18 protein-coding genes and 1 pseudogene are annotated in these 22,968 nt (G+C 69.2%); 7 read left to right on the top strand and 12 right to left on the bottom strand.

Features of this window, described 5'->3' with window-relative positions; all coding sequences use genetic code 11:
* Entirely contained in the window at positions 1-864 is an 864-nt protein-coding gene (locus B7R22_RS03555) for an RDD family protein (protein ID WP_116410424.1), read from the top strand.
* Between the two features lie 136 nt (positions 865-1,000).
* Here B7R22_RS03555 and ahcY read toward each other — a convergent pair whose 3' ends face one another.
* Both ahcY and B7R22_RS03545 read right to left on the bottom strand, forming a co-directional pair.
* Positions 1,001-2,518 (bottom strand): adenosylhomocysteinase, encoded by a 1,518-nt coding sequence (gene ahcY / locus B7R22_RS03550; RefSeq protein WP_116410423.1) that lies wholly within the window; start codon positions 2,516-2,518, stop codon positions 1,001-1,003.
* A 199-nt stretch (positions 2,519-2,717) separates the two neighbouring features.
* Entirely contained in the window at positions 2,718-2,930 is a 213-nt protein-coding gene (locus B7R22_RS03545) for a DUF3499 family protein (protein ID WP_116410422.1), read from the bottom strand.
* 61 nt (positions 2,931-2,991) lie between these two features.
* Between B7R22_RS03545 and B7R22_RS03540 the strand changes: the two genes are divergently transcribed.
* Positions 2,992-3,432 (top strand): metallopeptidase family protein, encoded by a 441-nt coding sequence (locus B7R22_RS03540; RefSeq protein ID WP_116410421.1) that lies wholly within the window; start codon positions 2,992-2,994, stop codon positions 3,430-3,432.
* Between the two features lie 56 nt (positions 3,433-3,488).
* On the opposite strand, the gene B7R22_RS03535 is transcribed toward B7R22_RS03540, so the two are convergent.
* The 3 genes from B7R22_RS03535 to B7R22_RS19055 all read right to left on the bottom strand — a co-directional run bounded on the left by B7R22_RS03535 (position 3,489) and on the right by B7R22_RS19055 (position 8,479).
* Positions 3,489-4,922 carry a DUF5719 family protein gene (locus tag B7R22_RS03535; protein ID WP_116410420.1) on the bottom strand — a complete coding sequence of 478 codons (1,434 nt, stop codon included), beginning with the start codon at positions 4,920-4,922 and terminating at the stop codon, positions 3,489-3,491.
* Entirely contained in the window at positions 4,912-8,022 is a 3,111-nt protein-coding gene (locus B7R22_RS03530; protein WP_116410419.1) for a glycosyltransferase family 2 protein, read from the bottom strand. Before B7R22_RS03530 ends, B7R22_RS03535 begins: the two co-directional genes overlap by 11 nt.
* A gap of 133 nt (positions 8,023-8,155) precedes the next feature.
* Positions 8,156-8,479 (bottom strand): WhiB family transcriptional regulator, encoded by a 324-nt coding sequence (locus B7R22_RS19055; protein ID WP_301182589.1) that lies wholly within the window; start codon positions 8,477-8,479, stop codon positions 8,156-8,158.
* A 333-nt stretch (positions 8,480-8,812) separates the two neighbouring features.
* On the opposite strand from B7R22_RS19055, the gene B7R22_RS03520 reads away from it, so the two are divergent.
* Positions 8,813-9,775: a GlxA family transcriptional regulator gene (locus tag B7R22_RS03520; RefSeq protein ID WP_116410417.1), complete on the top strand. Its 963-nt coding sequence runs from the start codon at positions 8,813-8,815 to the stop codon at positions 9,773-9,775.
* A gap of 253 nt (positions 9,776-10,028) precedes the next feature.
* Here the strand turns inward: B7R22_RS03520 and manA are convergent, their stop codons facing one another.
* Positions 10,029-11,300 carry a mannose-6-phosphate isomerase, class I gene (gene manA, locus B7R22_RS03515; RefSeq protein ID WP_116410416.1) on the bottom strand — a complete coding sequence of 424 codons (1,272 nt, stop codon included), beginning with the start codon at positions 11,298-11,300 and terminating at the stop codon, positions 10,029-10,031.
* Between the two features lie 134 nt (positions 11,301-11,434).
* On the opposite strand from manA, the gene B7R22_RS03510 reads away from it, so the two are divergent.
* The 4 genes from B7R22_RS03510 to B7R22_RS03495 all read left to right on the top strand — a co-directional run bounded on the left by B7R22_RS03510 (position 11,435) and on the right by B7R22_RS03495 (position 15,121).
* The gene (locus tag B7R22_RS03510; protein ID WP_116410557.1) at positions 11,435-12,619 is read left to right on the top strand and encodes an acyl-CoA dehydrogenase family protein; all 1,185 of its coding nucleotides are present in this window, start codon (positions 11,435-11,437) and stop codon (positions 12,617-12,619) included.
* Positions 12,620-12,720: 101 nt separating this feature from the next.
* Complete coding sequence (locus tag B7R22_RS19050; RefSeq protein WP_172582184.1) at positions 12,721-13,359, top strand: hypothetical protein; 639 nt, start codon at positions 12,721-12,723, stop codon at positions 13,357-13,359.
* A complete protein-coding gene (locus B7R22_RS19045; protein ID WP_172582183.1) occupies positions 13,314-14,105 on the top strand; it encodes an O-antigen ligase family protein in 792 nt (263 codons plus the stop codon). The genes B7R22_RS19050 and B7R22_RS19045 overlap by 46 nt, the downstream gene beginning before the upstream one ends.
* Before the next feature lie 68 nt (positions 14,106-14,173).
* Positions 14,174-15,121, top strand: coding sequence for an FkbM family methyltransferase (locus B7R22_RS03495; RefSeq protein WP_172582182.1), 948 nt, complete (start codon positions 14,174-14,176; stop codon positions 15,119-15,121).
* 56 nt (positions 15,122-15,177) lie between these two features.
* Here B7R22_RS03495 and B7R22_RS03490 read toward each other — a convergent pair.
* The 6 genes and pseudogenes from B7R22_RS03490 to B7R22_RS03465 form a co-directional block, all read right to left on the bottom strand.
* A pseudogene (locus B7R22_RS03490) lies at positions 15,178-15,939 on the bottom strand (ABC transporter ATP-binding protein); the annotation flags it as partial.
* On the bottom strand, positions 15,939-16,883 hold the full coding sequence (locus tag B7R22_RS03485) for an ABC transporter permease (protein WP_116410411.1): 945 nt from the start codon (positions 16,881-16,883) through the stop codon (positions 15,939-15,941). The gene B7R22_RS03485 and the pseudogene B7R22_RS03490, both read right to left, overlap by 1 nt.
* A 94-nt stretch (positions 16,884-16,977) precedes the next feature.
* A complete protein-coding gene (locus tag B7R22_RS03480; RefSeq protein WP_116410410.1) occupies positions 16,978-18,423 on the bottom strand; it encodes a glycosyltransferase in 1,446 nt (481 codons plus the stop codon).
* Positions 18,420-19,013 (bottom strand): GtrA family protein, encoded by a 594-nt coding sequence (locus B7R22_RS03475; RefSeq protein ID WP_253258856.1) that lies wholly within the window; start codon positions 19,011-19,013, stop codon positions 18,420-18,422. Before B7R22_RS03475 ends, B7R22_RS03480 begins: the two co-directional genes overlap by 4 nt.
* Before the next feature lie 9 nt (positions 19,014-19,022).
* A complete protein-coding gene (locus B7R22_RS03470) occupies positions 19,023-20,795 on the bottom strand; it encodes a DUF4012 domain-containing protein (protein WP_116410409.1) in 1,773 nt (590 codons plus the stop codon).
* Between the two features lie 188 nt (positions 20,796-20,983).
* The gene (locus B7R22_RS03465; protein ID WP_116410408.1) at positions 20,984-22,930 is read right to left on the bottom strand and encodes a glycosyltransferase; all 1,947 of its coding nucleotides are present in this window, start codon (positions 22,928-22,930) and stop codon (positions 20,984-20,986) included.
* Between the last annotated feature and the right edge of the window lie 38 nt (positions 22,931-22,968).

The raw sequence follows: 22,968 nt of genomic DNA, 5'->3' as shown, positions 1-22,968 counted from the left end.
ATGGCAGCGCCGATCCTCCGCCCCGTCGCCTGGGCGAACTCGCTCGACTACGACGACGAGGTACTCGTCACCGGCGAGGCCGTTGCGCTCGACGTGCGCCCCGCGAGCTTCATCCTGCGGGCCGCCGGCACCATGATCGATGTGCTGCTCTCGGTGCTGCTGGTTCTGCTGGCGGGTCTGCTCACGAGCATCTGGCAGGCGGCGACGGGGGCGGATGACGCGATCTCGCAGGCGATCATCCTGTCGAGCGTCGTCTTCGCGGTCGTGGTGGTGCCGACCGTCGTCGAGACGCTGACGCACGGCCGTTCGGTCGGAAAGCTGGCGATCGGTGCGCGGGTGGTGCGGGACGACGGCGGATCCATCTCGCTCCGGCACGCCCTCATCCGCTCGCTCACCGGCGTGCTCGAGATCTACGGCACGTTCGGCGGCCTCGCCATCCTGGTCTCGCTGCTGAACCCGCGCGCGAAACGGCTCGGGGACCTGCTCGCCGGAACCTACAGCCAGCACGAGCGGGTGCCGCACCTCGTGTCGCACGCACAGCCGCTGCCGCCCGGGCTCGTCGCGTGGGCGGCCGTCGCCGACGTCGCGCGCCTCCCCGACCGGCTCTCCCGGCGCATCGCGCAGTTCCTCGCGGAGTCGCCGCGCATGGTTCCGGATGCTCGTTCCCGCCACGCTGCGGCTCTTGCCGCCGAGGCGGCCCCGTTCGTCTCCCCCGTGCCCCCTGTGCCGCCCGAGGTGCTGCTGCTCGGCATGGCGGCACTCCGTCGGGAGCGCGAGGCGAGCGGTCTCGCGCTGGAGGCGTCGCGGCTCGAGCGGCTCGCGCCGGCCCTGACGGGCCGGCCGCATGGGTTCCCCGACCGCTGATCCCGAACCGGTCGGTCGACACCGAGCACGTATTCAGGCCATACGAGCTGCCATCGACGGTGGCTGCGTAGCTCCCCGCTCCTCCTGAATTGAGGCAGGTCGCGCGGCGCGCGAGCGTCGCGTTACCCGCCAGGGGTCAGTAGCGGTAGTGGTCCACTTTGTAGGGGCCGTCGACGGGCACACCGATGTAGGCGGCCTGCGCGGGGGTGAGTTCGGTGAGCTCCACGCCGAGGGCGTCGAGGTGCAGGCGCGCGACCTTCTCGTCGAGGATCTTCGGCAGCACGTAGACGCCGACGGGGTAGTTCTCGGGGCGAACGAACAACTCGATCTGCGCCAGCACCTGGTTCGTGAACGAGTTGCTCATGACGAAGCTGGGGTGGCCGGTGGCGTTGCCGAGGTTCATCAGACGACCCTCCGACAGAACGAGCACCGAGCGGCCGTTCGGCAGGCGCCACTCGTGCACCTGCGGCTTGATCTCGACCTTCTCGGCGCCAGCGACGCGCTCGAGGCCCGCGATGTCGATCTCGTCGTCGAAGTGGCCGACGTTCGAGACGATCGCGAGATGCTTCATGCCGAGGATGTGGTCGACGGTGATGACGTGCTGGTTGCCGGTGGTGGTCACGAAGATGTCCACCTGGTCGAGAACCGTCTCGATGCGAGCGACCTGGAAACCGTCCATCGCGGCCTGCAGGGCGTTGATGGGGTCGATCTCACTGACGATCACGCGCGCACCCTGGCCCTTGAGGGCCTCGGCCGCACCCTTGCCGACGTCGCCGTAGCCGACGACGAAGACGACCTTGCCGCCGATCAGCACGTCGGTGGCACGGTTGAGTCCGTCCGGCAGGGAGTGGCGGATGCCGTACTTGTTGTCGAACTTCGACTTCGTGACCGAGTCGTTCACGTTGATGGCTGGGAAGCGGAGTTCACCGGCAGCGGCCAGCTCGTAGAGGCGGTGCACACCGGTGGTGGTCTCCTCGGTGACTCCGCCGATCTCGTCGGCGATCGTGCCCCAACGGTCGGTCGACGTGGCGAGCGAGCGGCGCAGGAGGTCGAGCACGACAGTGTATTCGTACGAGTCGGTCGGCTGAGCATCCGGAACCGCGCCCGCCAGCTCGAACTCGCGACCCTTGTGCACGAGCATCGTCGCGTCACCGCCATCGTCGAGGATCATGTTGGGGCCGGTGAACGAAGCGCCGAGAGCGGCGGCTTCGGCACTCCAGTCGAAGGCCTGGTCGGTGCACCACCAGTACTCCTCGAGGGTCTCGCCCTTCCACGCGAAGACCGGCACGCCGGCGGGCGCATCGGGCGTGCCCGTGCGCCCGACGACGATGGCGGCGGCCGCTTCATCCTGCGTCGAGAAGATGTTGCAGCTCACCCAGCGCACCTGCGCACCCAGGTCGACGAGGGTCTCGATCAGAACGGCGGTCTGCACGGTCATGTGAAGCGACCCCATGATGCGCGCGCCGGCGAGCGGCTGGGCTTCGGCGAACTCCGAACGGAGCGCCATCAGCCCGGGCATCTCGTTCTCGGCGAGGCGGATCTGGTGGCGGCCGGACTCGGCGAGCGTGAGGTCGCGAACCTTGAACGGAAGTGCGGTGACGGCGGGCGAAGCGGCGACGGGCGCACCAGGCGCAACGGTGGGAGCAGAAGTCATACTCCCATTATCGCGCGCAACCCTGTGGGCTGCCCGATCCGCGCGGGGCTTGCGCACTGGATGTCGCTGAGCCTACGCCGAACGTCGCGCCCGAGGTTCTGCGGCGCCCGCAGGGCGGGCCCTGTGCTCAGGACTCGTAGCCTACGTCGAACGTCACGCTCGAGATTCTGCGGCGCCGCCCGCAGGGCGGGCCCTCTGCTCAGGACTCGTTGCCCACCGAGACGTACCGCACGACCTGCCAGCCTTTCGGCGCGGACATGGATCGGGTGTGCCGCACGCAGAGGTCGTAGCTGCCCGGCTCGTGTTCGAGGCTCAGGGGGCCGAGCACCGCCATCGAGTCGGCATAGACGTAGGTCAGAGTCGAGACGGGTTCACTCTCACACGCCGCACGCGAGCAGGTTCTGGTGTTCATCTCTGCCAGAGTACGTCGCCGGATGCCCCGGCCCCCGGGTGCCGCGCCGTAAGCTTGGTGCATGCCTCGTTCACGGCGCTCCGGTTCAGCGAAGACCTCCTCGGCACGGTTCCGCAACCGCCACGGCCGAACCCTGCGCTCGTCTGTCACCGGCCCGCACCTTCCCCCGCTCCGCACCCGCATCGACCTGTTCGAGATGACGGTCGCCTCCACGGCCGACTACCTCAAGGGCGTCTGGCCCGATGAGCTCGCCGATGTGCGGTTCGAGATCGGCGCGATTCCGCTCGGGATGCCCGCCGAGGGCGCGCCCGTGGCCCGATGGAGTGTGATCGGGCGGCGCATCATCCTGTTCCGCCTGCCGATCCAGCGCATGTCGAAGCTCCACCGCGACGACGAGCTGCACAAACGGATGGTGATCGAGAGCTGCGTGTTCCGGGCCGTGGCCGAGCTGCTCGGCAAAGACCCGTGGGACCTGGCACCCGACAGGTACCGGCACTTCTAGAGCTGGCGGCCGAGACGGCGTGGACCACCCCCGAACGGCTGGGGCAGCGAACGGGCTCAGCCGCCGGGGTACACCGTGACCGGTGACGCCAGCGGGCTCGGCGGGCTGATCGTGCAGGCCGAGATCAGCCCGTCACCGAGGTAGCCGACACCGGCCGAGAGCGGAGCGCTGGTCGTCACGGTGTACGTGGTCGACGTCTGGAGCGGGATGCCCGAGGCCGAGTTGCCCGACACCGTGGCGGTGACCGGAGCGCCGCCGGCGGGGGTGAGGGTCACCGCGGCGTCGGTGCCCTGCGAGTTGGCGAGCATGAGGAGCGGGTTCGGCCCCACGGTCGTGGCGAAGAGAAAGGTGCCGCCGATCGCCGGGCTGGCCGGGTACCAGGCGAAGTCGGTTCCGCCGCTGACGACCGACGAACGGGACCCGACCACGACCGGCTGGTCGGAGGTCACGGTGACGCTGTAGGTGTCGTCGGGCAGCGATGGGAAGGGGAAGTCGGTGACGACCCCGGCAAGGGCGCTGTAGCTCGCCGTGACGTCGGGCACGCCGAGCGTCTCGCTCTTGAAGGTCACCGCGACGGCAGCGCCCGCGGAGCCCGGAACATAGACCCGGAGGGCCGCCGGCAGGTCGCTCGAGGCCGGGTCGGCTGCACGCTCAGCGATGGCGCTCGTGCTGACGATCTGCATGCCGGCGATGGTGTGGCTGGTCGACGGGGCCTCGGTTGGGCCTGCGACATCCACTCCGCCCGGGTCGAGGCTCCGCACGATGCTCTGCTGCAGCGTGGCGTAGACCTGTCCGCCGGTGGCAGTCACGTGGATGACCGGGGAGAGGGCATCGGGTGCGAGACCGGCGAGCGTGAGCGACTTCTGCGTGTTCGCGGGAACGACGATGCCGCTCGCGCCAGGGGCGGGCACGGGGCCCGCCTCGCTGAAGATCGCGAGGTTCACGGTGGCCGCGACATCCGTGGGGTTGCTGAGCACGATCACGCTCGAGCGTCCCGTGGTCGTGGATCCTGCGGCGAGCCAGCTGTCGGCCACCGGTTCCGCGCACGCCGAGGTGGCGAGCCCGATGAGGTCGCCGCCGGTGAACTGCTGCTCGGACTGGCTGCCTGCGATCAGGATGCCGTCGCCGCCCGGTGCGGTCAGCTTCTGCGGCTTCGCGTCGGAACCGGGCGAGTCAGGCGCGGCCAGGTCGGTGGTGGTGACGGAGGTACCGGACGGGGAGCTGCCGGTCCAGATCGCGAAGCCGCCGCCTGGGGACGCAAGGCTCGACGAGCCGCCCCCGGCGTCGGTCGGCACGGTCACGAAGGGGCCCGGGCAGGCGCGTGTCTGGTCGGATGCCACAGGGGTGACGGTGACGCTCGGAACGCCGGTGCTCACCGAGGGCCACGGCACGGTGGCCGCCGCGGTGACGGCAGCGACGCCGGCCGCGACGACGATGACGCTGGTCACGATCCGGAGACCGGTGCGGATGACGGACGACTTACTCGCCACGGTTCACCTCCGAAGAAGTTGAGGGGCTGGACGGCGAGGACGGCGGCGGCGGAACCGCGGACGGTGCGGCGGTCGAGGATGCGGCGGGCGATGAAGCGGCGGCCGACTCATCCGGTGCGGCCTGTCCCGACGCCAGCACGAGCTCGTCGTCGCGCCGGACCCGCTCGGCTTCGGCCCGCTCGGCTTCGGCCCGCTCGGCTTCGACCCGCCCGAGCTCCTCCTCGTCGATGAACACCGGTTCGGGCACATCGTCGACCGCCGTGACGGCGCGCGGGCCGTGGGCCTCGAGGCGCCCCGCGGGCAGTGCCAACAGCAGCACCAGGCCGAAGACGATCGCCTGCACGATCAGGATCAGGAGCCCCGTTGAGGTGCCGGTGTTCGTGGGCTCCGGGGCCGGCAGGGCTGAGAACCCAGGGGTGCCGGTGATCTGCCAGAGTTCACCGGCGAAGGTCTGCCCGATCGGGGTGAGTGAGGCGTTGGCGTCGAAGGAGCTCGCGGCACGCACGACGACAGCCGCGGCATCCGCGGTCGGGGATGCCGCCGCGCCGTCTGCGGAGACGGTGCCTGTGGCCGGCGACAGCACGATGAACTCGACCCCGAGGCGGGCGAGTTCGACGCTGGCGTCGGTGCCGCTTCGCGAGGCGAGGTTGCCGACGAGATCGGCGAGCTGCGATTCGCTGGCGCTCAGGCCGGTGCGCGTGGAGTCGAGCGTCGACTGTGCGTCGAGCGTCGAACCTCTTCCGTGCACGACGGCCGCGGCCAGGGCTCCCGAGGCGAGCGGGGTGAGCACGAGCGTGCCCACGCGGAGATTGCCCGCCGCCTCCGCCGTCACGAAGGCCGGCAGGGCGTCACCCGTCGAGGCCCGCACCGAACTCGTACCGAAGAGCATCGAGGTGGCGAGAGGCACCGCGAGCACCGCGATGGCCAAGGCGGCGATGACGGAGGGGATGCTCGCGAGGCGCGTGAACGTCGAGAGCCCGGCCACGGCGGCGCCGACGATTCCGAGCCAGTAGAGGCTCTGCCCGGGGGCGGGCCAGACCGAGATGGAATCCTGGCCGTTCGACGCCACCGTGATCAGCGTCGACGCGAATGCGGTCGCGAATCCGACGATCGCGATCGCCACGCCGACGACCGCACGCCCGGGTCGCGGCAGGAAGAGGGCGACGAGAGCGATCAGCGCGAGCGGGAGCAACAGGATGGCGGCCACGAGTTCGACGGTCGGGGCATCGATGCCCACGGTCGATCCGATGTCCGACCAACCGCCGATGCCGGACTCCGGCAGGCCGATCAACAGGTCGAGGAGGCTCACCGATCCGTGGGCCGCCGGGGTGCCGGGATCCGCGAAGAAGGCGAGGGGCGTACCGCGCATGAACTGCTCGGCGGCCAGCGGAACCACGAGCACGAGGGCCGGGATCGGGATGCCGATGTACCGCGCGACGGCGCGCCGCGAGAACAGCACCGCACCGAGCCAGAGAACGAGGAGCGCGGGCCAGAGCGACGGCGCCGCGGCCACGGTCGCCGCGAAGAGGAGCGAGGCGATCGCCGACGCCGACCAGGAACGGGCTGCCGAGAGTGCGGCCAGAATCAGCCAGGGCAGAAGCAGATGGGCAAGGATCGCGCCGAGCGCACCGGCGTCGAGTGAGGCGAGGAAGGGCGGTGCGATGGTCCAGAGGATCGCCGCGAACACCCGGAGGCCCTGCCGGGTGGTCAGTTTCGCCGCGCAGAACCATGCCGCCAACGCGGCCAGGGGCAGTGCGAGGACATACAGCACGACCAGGGCGATCGAGGGCGACCAGAACGTGATCGACCCGAAGATCGAGAGGAGGTAGGTAAGGGGATCGGATGCTCCCACGAAGCCGAGGCCGAGATCACGCCAGCCGTAGCCGATGTTCGCCCAGAGCCCGCCGGGGGTGCCGGAGAGCGGCAGGAACGCCCCGCCGACGAGCGCCTGCGCCCGGAACAGCGGGAAGAACAGCACGGCACTGACAACCGCGGCTGCGACCACGATCGCGGCGCCGCCGCCGGTGAAGAACTGGAGCTCCTCGTGGGCACCGCGGGCACCCCGCGCTCGAGAGAGCGCGAGTTCCCGCAGGAGCGCGTTGCGACGGCGCACTTCGGCGCTGGCGATCCGCAGGGGGTTGATGGCACTCCAGCCCACCTTGCGGGTGGAACGGATCCTGCGCCGGGCTTCACCGACCCGGCCGCTGAACGCTGTGCGGAAGGCCGCTGCGAACTCACCGGCGACCGCACCCGGTTGCTTGCGGAGCACCTGGAAGAACGTGCGGGCCACGGCGAGCGGCACGAGGCTCAGCCAGTGGAACAGCACCGCGAACGCCGGTGCATAGACGAGCCGGCGGTGCAGCTGGGCCGCGCGGCGGACGGCCTGGCGGTGACGGCGCTCACCACCCCTGGCGGAGGTTCCGGGACCGCTGTAACCGTCGCCGCTCGTCGAGACGCGCGCGTCGGGCACCGTGATCACGCGGTGACCCGCGAGACGCACGCGGATCGAGAAGTCGAGGGCGTTGTCGGCGGTCGGCAGTGCAGGGTCGAACCCGCCGAGCTCGTTCCAGACACTGTGCCGCACCAGCAGACCGGCGGCTCCGACGCCGAGAACGTCGCTCATCCGGTCGTGCTGGCCCTGGTCGAGTTCGCGTTCGACGAGTTGCACGCTGGCACCGTAGCGGGTGATGGACTCACCGAACCCGGCAATGAACGAGGGGTTGTCCCACTCCATCTGCTTCGGGCCCGCCGCGGCGACGGAGGGATTCACCTCGACCGCCCCCAGAAGGGCGGCGAGGGCATCCGGAGCGGGAGCACTGTCGTGTGCGAGCAGCCAGAGCCACTCGTCTTCCGACTGCGGCGGGCTGACCACGCCGAGCGCATGCGAAATGGCGGTTCCGAAGGACAGGCGGGTGGAGGAGGAGAGGAAGCCGTTCGGCTGCATCGCCGTGAGCAGGGCTGCCGAGTCGTCGTTCGATGCGACATCCACGACCACCAGAGAATCGGGCTGCCGGGTCTGGCCTCTCAGCGCATCCAGGGTGCGCGGAAGCCGGTCGGCCCCGTTGTGGGCGACAAGAATGGCAGTGACTCGGGCTTGCATCCCTTAGACACTAGGGATGGGCGTGACTCTGGCCCGTTGCCTGACCGGCGCGCCCCGAAAATAGGCCCCGAGCCTGTGCAGGCCCTGCTGGTTGGCTGGGAGGCGTACGGTGGGCCTCGCACCAGCTGTTCTGCTAGCCGGCCTGCTTGCGGAGCTTCCGCCGCTCACGCTCGGAGAGGCCACCCCAGATTCCGAAGCGTTCGTCGTTCTGCAGCGCGTATTCAAGGCACTGCGACTTGACCTCGCAGGTCTGGCAGATGCGTTTGGCGTCTCTGGTCGATCCACCCTTCTCCGGAAAGAAGGCCTCGGGATCGGTCTGCGCGCAGAGCGAGTCGGTCTGCCATGCCAGGGGGTTGTCGTCGACGTAGGGATTGTCATCGACCTGCCGCACGCCGGGAACACCGAGGAGGACCGGGTCGACGAACCAGTCGTCGGGCACCCCGCTCGGTCGCCTCAGCGGGTGGAACTGCGCCGAGCCGAACGGCGCCGCGGAGGCATCGTTGGCCGGTGCGCTGCCCGCTGGCGCGCTGCTGGTCTGTTCTGAGCGGAACTCTGCTTGCGACATATCACGCTCTCCTTTCTGACAGACCCCGACCTGCCGGGTCTTGCCGAAAACCCCTAGCCATAATTACACCGGTGTAGTTCGCTCACGTCAAGTCGCAGATCGTAAACCCTCAACTGTGGATTAAAGGTTCGCCGCGCCCAGCGTGTCTGGCCCCACTTCGGGCGTCAGCCGGCAACTGAACAGACGGAGTGGCACGATCTGCTCAGGTGTCGATAAGCTGCCATCATGCTCCAGAAGATCGTGCTCCTCGCGCTGCCGCACGTCGCCCCGTTCGAGTTCGGCGTCGTGTGCGAGGTGTTCGGCATCGACCGCAGCGACATGGGTGGCCCGAGCTTCGACTTCCACATCGCGACCCCCGAACCCGGCCCCGTTCCCACCAGCCTGGGCTACGACATGGTCATCTCCGAGGGGCTCGAGTGCTGCGCCGATGCAGACCTGATCGCGGTCGCGGCGCACGCGATCGGCGATCCGGTGCACCCCGAGGTCGTGCGGGTGCTGCAGGAGGCAGAGGCGCGCGGCGCGTGGATCCTGAGCGTCTGCAGCGGTGCCTTCGTGCTGGCCGCGGCGGGCATCCTCGAGGGTCGGGCCGTGACGACGCACTGGATGCACGCCGAGCGCCTGGCGCGGGAATACCCCGGCACCGCTGTCGACCCCGACGTGCTCTTCGTCGAGGACCGCCGTGTCATCACGGGAGCCGGCACCGCCGCGGGCATCGACGCGTGCCTGCATCTCGTGCGCACCGAGCTCGGTGCCGCGAGCGCCAATGTCGTGGCCCGGCGGATGGTCGTGCCCCCGCAGCGCTCCGGCGGCCAGTCCCAGTACATCGCCGCACCCCTGCCGCCCGTGCGGAGCGACTCCTTCGCGGCCGTGACCGAGTGGATGATCGACAACCTCGACCAGGAGCTGCCGGTGGAGGAGCTCGCGCGTCGGGCCCTCATGTCCCCCCGCACCTTCGCCCGGCGGTTCCGGGCAGACCTCGGCACCACTCCGGCGGCGTGGCTGAACCGGCAGCGCCTCCTGCGGGCCCAACTGCTGCTCGAAGAGTCGGACCTCGGCCTCGACCGGGTCGCCGCCGAGACCGGTTTCGGATCGGCCGCCGTCATGCGGCACCACTTCGTGAAGGTGCTGCAGACCACCCCCGCGGCCTACCGGCGAACCTTCGGGCAGCTCGCGCGCCAACCCGCCTGACAAGCGTGACCCGTGCCCCGCGCCGCGTGACCCGCGCCTGCCGCCCGCCTGCCGCCCGCCTGCCGACTGCCTGCCCGCCGCCCGCCGGCCTGAGTGCCGCAATTCAGGTCAGGGGCGAGGCCGTGTCGGAATGGTGGATGCCGCCGCGCCCTGCCTGAAAACGGCACGCGCGCGGTGGCGGCGCCGGGGGGCGAGGGCGGCGCTGGGGGCGGCGCCGGGGGGCGAGGGCGGCGCCGGGGGCCGCGAGGAACAGCTAGGCGCGGGCGCCGGGGGCCGCGAGGAACAGCTCGCCCGAGCCGGTGAACGTGAGTTCGCCCTCGTCGGGGGTGATGTAGAACGCCGAGCCGCGGGCGACGTCGACGCTTACGCCGGCCGACGACACAGTGACGCTCCCGGCGGTCGCGATCACGATGGCCGGGCCGAGCGGCAGGTAGCGGGAGGGCGCGGGACGGCCATCCGGAGCAGGGTCCCCCCCGGCCGCCGTGCTCGCGGCAGAGGCCTGCACGCCGAGCGCGACCCGCACGAGCACGAAGTCGGTCACGTCGGGCTGGAACTCCTCGACACCGGCCGACGGATGCCCTGGCCGGAGGTAGGGCACGGGGAGAGACTCGAACTGAAGCACTCCGAGCAGCTCGGGAACGTCGATGTACTTGGGCGTCAGCCCGCCGCGGAGCACGTTGTCCGAGGCCGCCATCAGCTCCACCCCGAGCCCCTTGAGGTAGGCGTGGATGTTGCCGGCCGGCAGGAACAACGCCTCGCCCCGCGCCAGCGTGACGCGGTTCAGCAGCAGGGACAGCACGACGCCGGGGTCGCCCGGGTAGTCCAGAGCGAGCTCCCGCACGGTCGAGAACGCCGGGCCGAACGCCTCGCTCCGAAGACTCCCGGCCAGCGCGGTCACGTGGTCGACGAGCGCCGCCACCTCACCGCTGCCCGACAGCAGCCATTCCACGCTGGTCTCGAGCGCCTCGGCCGTGTCACCGCCGAGGCGAGAGACGAGCGCGCCGAGCAGTTCGGGTTCGGGAACGACCGACGCGGCATCCGCTGCCTGCAGCTCAGCGACGATGGCGCGGATCTCGCCGAGCGAACGAAAGCCGCAGAGCGCCTCGAACGTGTCACTCAGCGCGTAGATGACCTCGGGCTTGTGCAGCGGATCTTTGTAGTTGCGGTTCGGCGCGTCGAGGGGCACTCTGGCAGCGTTCTCGCGGGCGAAACCCTCCTTGGCGCGCGCCAGGGTCGGGTGCGCCTGGAGCGAGAGCGGCCCACCGGCGGCGAGGATCTTCAGCAAGTAGGGCAGCTGGCCGTGGGCTCCGGATGACCCGTGCGGGTCGTTCGCGATCCACTCGGCCAGGTTCGTGGCCCCGCCGGCGAGGGCGGGCTCGTCGATCACACTCGGCGACGACGGATGCGCACCGAGCCAGAGCTCGGCCTCGGGTCGGCCCGTCGGCCTGGTGCCCAGGAGGTCGCTGATCGCACTCGCCGAGCCCCAGGCATAGTCGCGGGGGGTGTTGGAGATGGGGACGAACATGGCGTGGCCTTCCGACTCAGGTGTTGGACCAAACTACCAACTGGGTTTGACGGTGCCGGGCTCCGACGTAGGCTGGCGGCTGATTCCACGGTGAAGTGGACTCTGTACGATGAACACGAATGGATGATCACACGATGACTTTCGAGCCTCTGGCCAGCGACTTCTTCGGCTACTCCGACGCCCTCAGCGACGAGGAGAAGGAGCGGCTCGCGGCCCTCCGCGAGTATCTCGAGGCCGAGGTCAAGCCGATCGTGAACGACCTCTGGGAGAAGGCGGAGTTCCCGCACCAGGTCATCAAGCGGCTCGCCGAGCTCGGGCTCTACGAGTTCGCGTGGAAAGAGACGAAGACGTTCGAGAACTCCGCCGTCTTCCGCGGTTTCGTCGCCCTCGAGCTGGCGCGCATCGACGCGTCGGTCGCCACCCACGTGGGCGTGCACAACGGGCTCGCCATGGGCTCGATCAGCGTCGCCGGCTCCGAGGAGCAGAAGGCCGAATGGCTGCCGCAGATGGCGAAGGGCGACGTCGTCGGAGCGTTCGGGCTGACCGAGCCCGACTCGGGCTCCGACTCGGCCCAGGGACTCCGAACGGTCGCGACGCGCGACGAGGCGACGGGCGACTGGATCCTGAACGGCTCGAAGCGCTGGATCGGCAACGCCACCTTCAGCGACATCACGATCATCTGGGCGAAGTCGGCCGAAGACGGCCAGGTGAAGGGCTTCATCGTCAAGACCGATACACCCGGCTACACCGCCACGAAGATCGAGGGCAAGCAGTCGCTCCGCATCGTGCAGAACGCCGACATCACCCTGGAGAACGTGCGGGTGCCCGAGTCGATGCGGCTGCAGAACGGCAACAGCTTCCGCGACACGGCGGCCGTGCTGCGGCTGACCCGCGCGGAGGTGGCCTGGGCCGCGGTCGGCAACTCGATCGGCGCGTACGACGCTGCCGTGCGCTACACCAAGCAGCGGGTGCAGTTCGGCAAGCCGATCGGATCGCACCAGCTCGTGCAGGACCTGCTCGTGAAGAGCCTCGGCAACATCACGGCGAGCCTCGGCATGGTCGTGCAGGTGTCGAAGATGCTGGATGCCGGCACCCAGCGCGACGAGCATTCGGCGCTGGCCAAGGCATATGCCACGTCGCGCATGCGGGAGACGGTGGCGTGGTGCCGTGAAGCCCTCGGCGGCAACGGCATCGTGCTCGAGTACGACGTGGCCCGCCATTTCGCCGACGCGGAGGCGCTCTACTCCTACGAGGGCACGCGCGAGATGAACACGTTGATCGTCGGCCGGAAGATCACCGGGTTCGCCGCCTTCGTGTGACGCTCGGGCCCGGGCCTGGGTGACGGCCTGATAACGATTGGGGCCGTAAGGCCCCTTTCTCAGGAGTTTGCCGGGAGGTCGCTGGCTAACCTTGGGGCCTGATGACCTCGACGCCCCGAACCGATCCCCTGCAGGGAGTGCCCACCCACCGGGTGCCGGTCGTCGTCGACCCGGCACCCTCTCCGGTCGGCCGCATCCGACTCGCGGGCTTCGTGCTCTTCACCGCGCTGGGAGCGGATGCCTGGCAGAGCCTGCTCGGCTGGCCGGCGTTCATCGTGCTCGTCGTCGGGCTCTCCGTGGCGAGCGGTGTCGTGCTGGTGCGGACGACCCGTGGCCGCGCTGTTCCGTGGATACGGTACTCCAAGCCGCTCGCCGCCTTCCTCGTGCTCTGTGCGGTGAGCATCGTCTGGTCGCAGTACACCGGCGCGACCGCCCTGGGTGCCACGGCGCAGCTCGTGACGGCCGTGGCGGGGGTCTTCATCGCCGTCACGCTCTCCTGGCTCGAGATCCTCCGGGCCCTCGGCACGGCTCTCCGGTGGCTGCTCGGCCTCTCGATCGTCTTCGAGCTGTTCGTGGCCGTCTTCGTCGGGCACCCGGTCGGCGCCATCTGGCTGATCTCCGGCGGCCAGGGAGTGCCACCCGATTTTCAGTGGAGCACCTCCTCGCTGCTAGGGGCGGCCCCATCCAGGGCATCGTGGGCAACCGCAATCTGCTCGCCTTCCTCGTGCTGCTCGCCCTGATCGTCTTCGCGATCGAGTGGGTGGAGAAGACCAGGCGACCGGTGTCCTCGGCCGTCTGGATCGCGCTCGCCCTGCTCGAACACGGGCTGACCCGGTCGGCGACCGTGCTGATGGCGACGATCGCCGTCGGTTTCGTGCTGGTGGTGGCCCTCCTCATCCGCCGGGTGCCGGTCGAGAGACGGCTGGTCGTCTACCCGTTCGGAATCGCCGGGGTGGTGATCCTCGCCGTTCTGAGCATCCGCCTGGCCGACGTCTTCTTCCCCCTGATCGGCCGAAGCGACAACCTCACCGGCCGGCTCGCGATCTGGGACACGGTCGTCGATCTGGCGTGGCAGCATCCGTGGGGCGGCTGGGGCTGGATCAGCTATTGGGCGCCCTGGGTCGAGCCCTTCAAGAACCTGATCGTGCAGGACGGCACGGTGTACCTCCAGGCGCACAACGCGTGGATCGACATCTTCCTGCAACTCGGCGTCGTCGGCCTGTTCGTGTTCGGCTGCCTGATCGCCGCCACGACCGTGCGTTCCTGGTGGATGGCCGTGGATCCGCCGTCGCCCGTTGTCGGAGCGCCGACGCCCTTCCAGGCCATCTCGCTGCTGCCGCTGCTGCTGCTCACGGCCCTGGTCATCCAGAGCCTCACCGAGAGCCGTCTGCTCCTGGAGGGCAACTTCCTGCTGCTGGCGCTGCTGGCCACGAAGGTGAAGCTCGATCCGCTGCCTCTCGGGCCTCCCCCGCGCGCGCTCCGCTGACACCGAGGCGCGACCCGATAGGGTCGGATGGCGTCGTTCAGTGTTGCCCGCCGTCGGAAAGGACCCCCGTGCCAGATCTCAACGTGTCATTCGCCCAGAACGGCGAGGACATCGTGCTGTGGAGGGCTCTCGGGCACGTCGAGGGAGGCGTGTACCTGGATGTCGGCGCGAACGATCCGACCGACGACTCGGTCACGCGGAAGTTCTATGACGCCGGCTGGTCGGGCATCGCGGTCGAGCCGAATCCCGCGTACGCGGCGGCCTTCCGGGCGGAACGACCCCGGGACACGGTCTTCGAGGCCGTCGCCAGCGACAGCGCCGATGAGACGATGCAGCTGCACCTCATCGAAGGCACGGGCCTCTCGACACTGATCGACGGCATCAGCGCCGACCATGCGCAGTCGGGCTTCTCCGTGCGGGACATCGAGGTGCCCGTCATCTCGCTCGATCACGCGATCGAGCAGGCCGGCCTGGCCGAGCGCGACCTGCACTTCCTGAGCATCGACACCGAGGGCGCCGAAGCCCAGGTGCTCGCCTCCCTCGACTTCACCCGCTTCCGCCCCTGGGTGCTGGTGATCGAGGCCACGGCGCCGATGAGCACCAAACGGGTGCACGAGGGCTGGAGCGGCATCGTCGAGCGGGCCGGCTACGAGTTCTGCTTCTTCGACGGACTGTCGCGCTTCTACGTGGCGTCGGAGCGTGCAGGGGAGCTGAAGGCCGACCTCGAGTACCCGGCGGGCATCCTCGACGCGTACACGCCGATCCGGCAGCTGGATCTGCAGAACGACCTCGCCGAGGCGCTCGCCGAGGTGGCGACGACGGCGGAGCGCCTGCACAGTGAGGCGACGCGCCGGGCGGCGGCCGCCGCCCGGGTCGCAACCGTCGAGGCGGAGCTCGCCCGCAGCCGCGAGCACGAGGCAGAACTCGGCCAACTGGTCGCCGACCTGCAGCAGACGCTCTCCTGGCGGGTCACGAAGCCGCTCCGCGGAGTGCGCTCCCGCCTGCACCGCAGCTGACGCACCTGCCCAGAACAGCCCGTCGCGCTGTTCTGGTGGGGCGCGGTGCCTCAGTGCTCGAACGACTCGCGGAGCGCCAGCAGCCCGCCGGCGGCATCCCCGTCGAACACCACGTTGCCGTGCGAGAGCACGACGACCCGGTCGCAGAGGTCTTCGATCTGGCCCGCGGAGTGGCTCACCAGGATGATCGTCCGACCCTCGGCCTGGAACTGGCGGATCTTGTTCATGCACTTCGCCTGGAACGGCTCGTCACCGACCGCCAGCACCTCGTCGACCAGCAGGATGTCGGGGTCGACATGCACCGCGATGGCGAAGGCCAGCCGCACGTACATGCCCGAGGAGTAGAACTTGACCTGCGTGTCGATGAACTCCTCGATCTCGCTGAAGTCGACGATCGACTGGAAGTACTCGTCGGTCTGCTTGCGGCTGAGCCCGAGGATCGAGCTGTTCAGGTAGACGTTCTCCCGGCCGGTGAGATCGGGGTGGAATCCGGCGCCGAGCTCCAGCAGCGCGGCGAGCCGCCCGCGGCGTTCGACGGTGCCGTCGTTCGGCTGGATGATTCCGCCGAGCACCTTCAGCAGTGTGCTCTTACCCGATCCGTTGGCCCCGACGAGCCCGATCGTCGTTCCGGCCTTGATCTCGAAGGACACGTTGCGGAGGGCCCAGAAGTCGTCTTTGTGCTTCTGCGACCGCCCGAAGTTCACGATGCGTTCCTTCAGCGACTTCTCCTTGCGGATGACGAAGCGCTTCGAGACACCGGTCGCGCGAACGACGGTGGGGGCCTTGGCGAGCACGCGGGGATCGGATTGTGACGGCATCAGATCTCCTGGGCGAAGTTGCCCTGCAGGCGGGAGAAGATGCGCTGGGCGATGAACAGAACGATGAGGCCCACGACGGCCGCCCCGAGGAGGCGGAGATCCATGTAGGCGGGCCAGTCCTGCGGGGGGACCTCTTTGCCTTCGAGCACCCGCGTCTGGCTGCCGGCCTGCCAGAGTCCGCGCTGGAACGCGAGGATACTCAGGGAGATCGGGTTCAGCAGGTACACCTCGAGCAACCAGGTGTGGTTCTTGACCGCGGCGACGACGAAGCCCCATGAGTAGACGATCGGCGAGGCCCAGAACAGCAGCAGCATCACGACCTCGACCAAGTACTGGATGTCACGGAGGTACACGTTCAGCGCCGACAGCAGCACGGCGAAGGCCACGCCCCAGATGAGCACGATCACGAAGGCAGCGGGCACGTAGAGCAGGTTCAGCGAGATCGGGAACTGCCCGAGCACGACGATCGCTGCGAGCAGCACCACCATCTGCACCAGGAAGTTGAAGATCGCCGACCCTGTCGCCGCCAGCGGGAAGATCTCCCGCGGCAGGTAGACCTTCTTGATCAGCCCGCCGTTCGAGACGATCGACGCTGTGCCGGTGGCGATCGTCTCACTGTAGAGCCCCCAGAGCGTGAGACCGGCGAAGACGAAGATGGCAAAGTCGGCCACGCCCTTGGCGGCTCCGAGCACCTGGCCGATGAACACGTAGTAGATGAGCAGCTGCACGAGCGGCTTGATCAGGCTCCAGACGAAGCCGAGCGAGGAGTCCTTGTACCGCGACTTCAACTCGCGCCGGATCAGGAGATCGAGCAGCTCCCGGTGGGAGGCGATCTCCTTGATGGCCGTGAAGAACCCGCCGACGTACTTGGGGCCGGCGTTGACCGACGTCTCGAAGGGCAGCTCAGACAGCCGCAGAGCCCTCACTTCGGCTTGGGTTGCCATACATCTCCTCACGTACCGCAGGACGTCAGGCGCATCCCACCGGTAAATACTACGCGTTCGGGGCTGGGCGTTGCCCTGCCGGGGAAAGGGCCGGTCAGGCCGGTGTGTGCACGAAGAAATCCCAGAGCTCGTCGGCATAGTCCGACCAGCCGCGGCCGGAGAGGTGCGCCGTGTCGGCGACCAGGCGTGCGTGCAGATCGTCGTCGAGGAGTCCGGCCCTGATTCCGCGCCAGACGTCGTCGTCGTCGCGGGGATCGACGAAGATGGCCCCGCCGCCCGAGGCGATCTCCCTCATGCTTCCGTACTCGCTCGTGACCACCGGGGTGCCGGCCGAGAGCGACTCCCCGACGGGCAGCCCGAAACCCTCGTTCAGCGACGGGAACACGGTCACCCGCGCCAGCCGGTAGGCACTCCAGAGGAGCGGATCCGAGATGGCGGAGATCGCCCTGACGGGTCGGCCGGATGCGGCGAGCCGGGCGAGCACGGCCTTGAACTCCTCCCCGTGCCATCCGTTGCCCCCGATGAAGACCAGCTGGAAGCGCACACCGTCCCGCCAGAGCCGCTCGGCGGCGGCGAGAACGGCGAGGTGGTTCTTCCGCGGTTCGTGGCTCCCGACGCACACCACGAGGGGGGCGTCACCCCGCAGGAGCTCGGCGCGGGCGCGCTCGAAGTCGGCCGGAGAGACCTCCTCGGCGACGCTCGGCAGCAGCAGGGGTTCGATCTCGGGCCCCCGGAGTCCGGCGCCAGCGAGCATCCGCCGCCAGCCTCCGTATTCCGTCGCCGCAGCGCGGGAGATGGTGGAGATGCGGTCGAAGTGCGCGATGGCCGCGAGATTCTTCGCGAAGGCAGCAGACATTCCACCGCCCACCGTCTCCGACGAGGTGAGCGGCACGCAGTCGAAGCCGATGACGTTCGTGGTGTTGCCCGAGAACTCGGCGAAACACGACAGGCGGGAGGTGCGGTCGTCTTCGATCGCGAGCTCTGGAAGGATGTAGGTGCACCGGAACGGGATCGTCAGCACCCGCTCCCGGGACTTCGGGATGTCGGGAACCGATCCGTACAGCGCGTTCTGCCGCTCGGGCGCGGTGAGCGCGCGAAGGCCGAGGTAGCGGGCATCCCAGCCCACCAGCTCGATCTCGCGCTGCTTCGACCACTCCACGATCGTCTGGCGCACCACGCGCTGGATGCCCGTGGCGAGCCCGGTGCGTGCGGTGTGGTGCACGTCGACGACGACCGCGTGCTGCACGATCCGGATGGCGATGCCGCGGTGGGGTGCGAGCCTCCGGCCGGCACGGGTCACCACGGCATCCAGCGCCTGGCGCGTTCCCGTGAGGCGTGCAGCCCGGCGGAAGTCCTCGAAGGCGGCCGACTCGGGGAACTCCCCGCTGATCGCCGTGTGCGCCAGCCAGAGCAGTTCGGTATCGGTGCCGACGACCTCGGAGACTGCGTCGAGGTAGGCAGGGACGCCTGTGACAGCCACGGTGGCGCCGATCGCTTCGGCGAGCGCATCGAGGCGACCGAGGAGGGCGGCGGTGCTCACGGCTTCTTCGAGCGGGCGTCGGCCGCTGCGAGCTCGTCGCTCTCGAAGAGGGCCGAGGCTCCCGCCTGGGCCTGCTCCTCTGCACCCACGACTGTGCCCGAGCGGTGATGCCCGAACACCCAGTAGCGGTAGAGCATGAACCGGAACAGCGTCGCGAGAGCGGTACCGATGAAGTTGCCCGAGATGTTGTCGGCGAGCAGCGAGGTGAAGCCGAGCACGTAGTGCGAGACCCAGAGGCAGAGCAGGTTGATCAGGAGACCCGAGACGGCCACGACGGCGAACTCGAACAGCTCGCGGACGTAGTTCTTGCGGCGGTGCTCCCGGAACGTCCAGTAGCGGTTGCCGAACCAGGTGACGATGGTCGCCACAGCCACAGCCGCCACTTTGGCGCCGATGGGGCCGGAGAGGAAGTGCGCCTCCCCGAGTCCGCCGACCCGCAACCAGTTGAAGATGGCGAAGTCTACGACGAAGCCGATGCCGCCCACGACGCCGAACTTCAGCGCGTAGCGCAGCAGTTTGTCCCAGAAGGCGTGTGCCAGGCGTGCGATCCTGCCCCGGGGAGCCGTCTGGGTCGAAGTGGGCTCAGTCACTCGCACATCCTACTTGCAACCGGCCGCGTCGATCGTGGCCGCGGTGGCGTTGATCATGGGCGTGGTCTGCAGGGCGGGTGCGCCGTAGGTGCCTGCCGCGCCGGCGTAGGTGAAGGTGACCGTGTTCGTCTGGCCCGGAGCCAGGTCGACGATGGCGCGCCCGACCGGTCGGCCGAGATCGTCGGAGGAGGATCTCGCGGAGCCACCCACGCTCGAGTCGCCCACCTGCGTGTTGGTGATGGTGGCCCCGACGGGTCCGTAGCCGTAGACCTCGGTGCTGAACTTCCGCCCGCCGAAGTTGTCGCCGACGATGAAGGGGGCGATCGTCGAGGCCTCCTCCTTGGTAATCGTCGAGTGCAGGGTGATCGTCTGGGTGAACGTGGGGTTGTTCGGGTTCGTGCACACATCGGTCTGCAGGTTCACGGTCGTCTCGAGCCAGTAGTCGGTCTTCGACACCGTCACATCCCGGAAGAACGTGCCGGTCAGCGTCGACTTCGTGTTGTCCGTGGGCATCACGCCCGAGATCTTCGCGCCCGCAAGCAGCTTCTGCTCGTCGGGGTTCGCGCTCCACGCCATCAGGTCGCCGGCATCGATGGCCTTGTTGACCCCGGTGATCAGCACATCGGGTGCGGCCGAGGTCGACGTGATGCCACTGAAGATGGTCGTGGCGGCCTCCTTGAAGAAGGCATCGGTGCCGGACTGGATCTCCGAGGGCTCGAAACGCAGGTAGATGTCGTGCAGCAGGAGCGAGACGGCGTTCCCAGAATTGATCTCCTCACCGGATTTCAGCTTCACCGGCCCCGTCACAGCGAGCATGTCGGAGAGGGCGATCGGATCGATGGAGATGACTCCGTCGACGGTTCCGCCCCGGTACTTCTCCCACCACGACTTGATCAGGTTGCCCGCGGTCGGGAAGTCGGGCCGGCTCGTCGACCAGTTGAGAGTCTCGTTGATGCCCTGGCCGTAGATTCCCCGGAGGCCGGCGTCGACCGGGATGACCGGACCGTCGGTCTGCGGGAAGTCGCGGCTCGAGGCCTGGTCGGTGATCGCGAACGCTCCGTTGTCTACGGTGAGCATGGAGAGCGAGGCCGGGCCACCGCCCAGGCCGGTCGACTCGGCATTGTTCAGGAACGCCAGCACGTAGTGCCGGGTGCCGTTCATGCCGAGGATGCCCTCAGCCGTCGACAGCGTGCCGCGAGCCTTCACGATCTGATCCTGCGCCTTGCCGAGCGCCGAGGTGAGGGTGGTCTTGGCCGAACCGATCTGGCCGACGGTGTCGGTCGTGTCGATGGAGGCGAGGCTCGCGCTGGCGGCGGAGATCGCCGTGTCGGCGTTCGCGAGGGCGGTGTCGCCGTTTCGCAGCAGCTCGACGTTGAACGCTCCGTTGACGGGCTTCAGGGCAGCGGGGGTCAGGGTCTTGCCGAAATCGACGATCGGTAGCAGCGCATCGGTGCTGAGCTGGTCGAGCGAGTCGGTGAGCTGGCGCACGGCGGTGAGGTTCGGGCCGACCATCGGCACCTTCTCGGCCAGCTTGAACAGCGGGTCGTTGGTGTGCTGGCGCGCCTCGCTCACGTCGGAGGCGAAGGAGTCGGCTGAGGCGGTCAGCGCCGAGACATCCAGAGTCGCCACGTCGAGCGAGGTGAGGTCGGTCTGCAGCGTCGCCACGGTGCCCTGGGCCCGCTCGAGGGAGTCCTTCGCCTGCACGGCCTGGTAGGCGACCCACCCACCGATGCAGGCGAGCGCCACGATGAGGCTGATCAGGACGATGAGCACGATGGCCACGACGCGGCGGCGGGTCGACCACTTCCGGCGACGCCGGGAACGGCGCTCACCCGGCGCGGAGGGCGCGAGAGATGCGGTGATGGGTCACTCCTGGTGCTCGGCTGGCAGGTTCACAGCGGGCGTGGATTCGGGCGCAGTGCACCGGCTCCCCCCGCGAATGCCCCACTGTAGCAAGCCGAACCGGGGAATCAGCCTCGAATGAGACGGCGCCTGACGATCTTCACCGCGGCGCGCGTGGCGGGTGCGACACCCATCTCGCGGGAACGGGCCACGAAGAATCGGGCGAGCGCGCCGACCTTCCGCACCTTCGCGGCCGGGGAGTTCTGCCGCGCCTTCTCGGCGGCGAGTTCGGCCCGCACCGCGTGGAACCAGCCCGCCAGGGCGAGCTGCAGCGCGGCCGGTGAGACCTCGGAGGTGTCGACGGTCTCTGGATGCGCGGCAGTGGCCCGCGCATCCAGAGCCACCGCATCATCCAGAGCCACCGCATCAATCAGAGCCACCGCATCGGCAGCGAGCTGCTGCTGCACCGGCTCGACCAGCTGCCGCCAGAGCTCGGCGGCGTACTCGTTCCAGCTGCGGAACGTGCGCGACACCGCCTGCTGCCGCAACCGCTCGTAGAACTCCTGCTCGACGAGCAGCGTCCTCATGGCGTTCTCGATCGCCTCGTCGTCGCGGGGGTCGACCGTGAGGCAGCCGCCACCCTCCGCCATCTCCGCGAGGCTGCCGTGGTTCGAGGTGATCACGGGCACGCCGAGGGCGAGTGATTCGGCCACGGGCAGACCGAACCCCTCGTGGAGGGAGGGGAACACGGTGAAGCGGGCTTCCCGGTAGGAGTCGAGCAGCACGGCATCGCTCGCATCCCTCAGCACCTCGACGCTGAGACCGAGCTGCTCGACAGCCCGCACCTCGCGGTCGAGTCTCGCGATGCCCGGCGCGCTGCCGCCACCGATGAACCGGATGCGGAACCGGATGCCCTCGGCCCACAGCCGCCCGGCCGCGAACACGATGGGACTGTGGTTCTTGCGTGGCTCCTGGCTGCCGACGACGAGAACCAGCGGCAGCTCGGTGAGATCTGCCGCGGAGCCGGCGGCGGGCTCGAGCGCCACGGCCCGCGCGGCCGCTGTCGGCGGGTTCATCGCGAGCGGCACGGCGACGACGCTCGGCCCCTCTATGCCCTGCGCGCGTACCGCATCGACGAAGCCGCTGTACTCGGTGGCCGCCGATGCGCTCACGCCCGCCACCCGACTCGAATGCTTCACCACAGTGAGGAACCGGGCGAAGCGCTCGATCTCCCCGGTGGGCTGGCTCTGGGCACTCACGATCGGGATCGCGTCGTGCCCGACGACCGCGACCCGGTTGCCCGAGACGGCTGCGAGAGCCGCGAGCGGCGCGGCGGTCTCGAGCTGGGAGACCTCGATCTCGACGATCACCGAGCGGAGCGGAACCACGATCACGCTGCGCGCGGCCCGGTGCTCGGCCGACCCCTCCGAGGCGGCGTGCAGGGCGGCCCGCTCCGCCGCGGGGAGACTCGAATGGGTTGCCCAGTCGAGAACACGGTCGATCTCGTGGCCGACGAGGCGCCGCATCCCGGTTCCGCGCTCGTTCCAGCAGGCGAGGGTCAGCTCGCGCTCGGGGTTCCACCGGGAGACGGTCTCCCGCAGTACCCGCTGCACGCCGGTGTTGTGGTCGCTCCGCCCGCTGAAGTTCGCATCAATGAGCACCGTGTCGGTGACGAGCTCGATCTCGGCCTCCGGCGCGAGGGTGCGGCGGATGATCGGCGCCAGCGCATCGAGCAGGGCTGTGAGCACTCCGAAGGCGTCGCCGGGGTCTGCGAGCGCCAGCGCCCGGCGCACAGATGCGTGCTCGTCGAGCGTCGGGAAGGTCGCGGTGAACCCCACGATCGCCAGCCAGACATCGGCATCTTTCAGAGAGGTTCGCACGGCCTGGGCCACTGCCGCGGCCAGTTCGCCGGCCGGGTGGGTCCTGCCCGCCAGAGGATCGGTCGGGCTGAAGGAGAGGCCGAGGTGTGGCGCGATCTGCCGCAGCCGGGCATCCACAGCGGCGGTCTGGGTGCCCACAGGCACCGATCTGCCGCCGGAGGGCGGCCTGCCTGCCTCGGGGTCTGGGTGCACCATGGAATACTAGTCGATGACTCGGCGACGCTACTATGAGC

Origin of the sequence: Subtercola boreus (genome assembly GCF_003399635.1) — a bacterium.
GTDB classification, from domain to species: domain Bacteria; phylum Actinomycetota; class Actinomycetes; order Actinomycetales; family Microbacteriaceae; genus Subtercola; species Subtercola boreus_B.
This window is presented reverse-complemented; position numbering and strand designations above follow the sequence as displayed.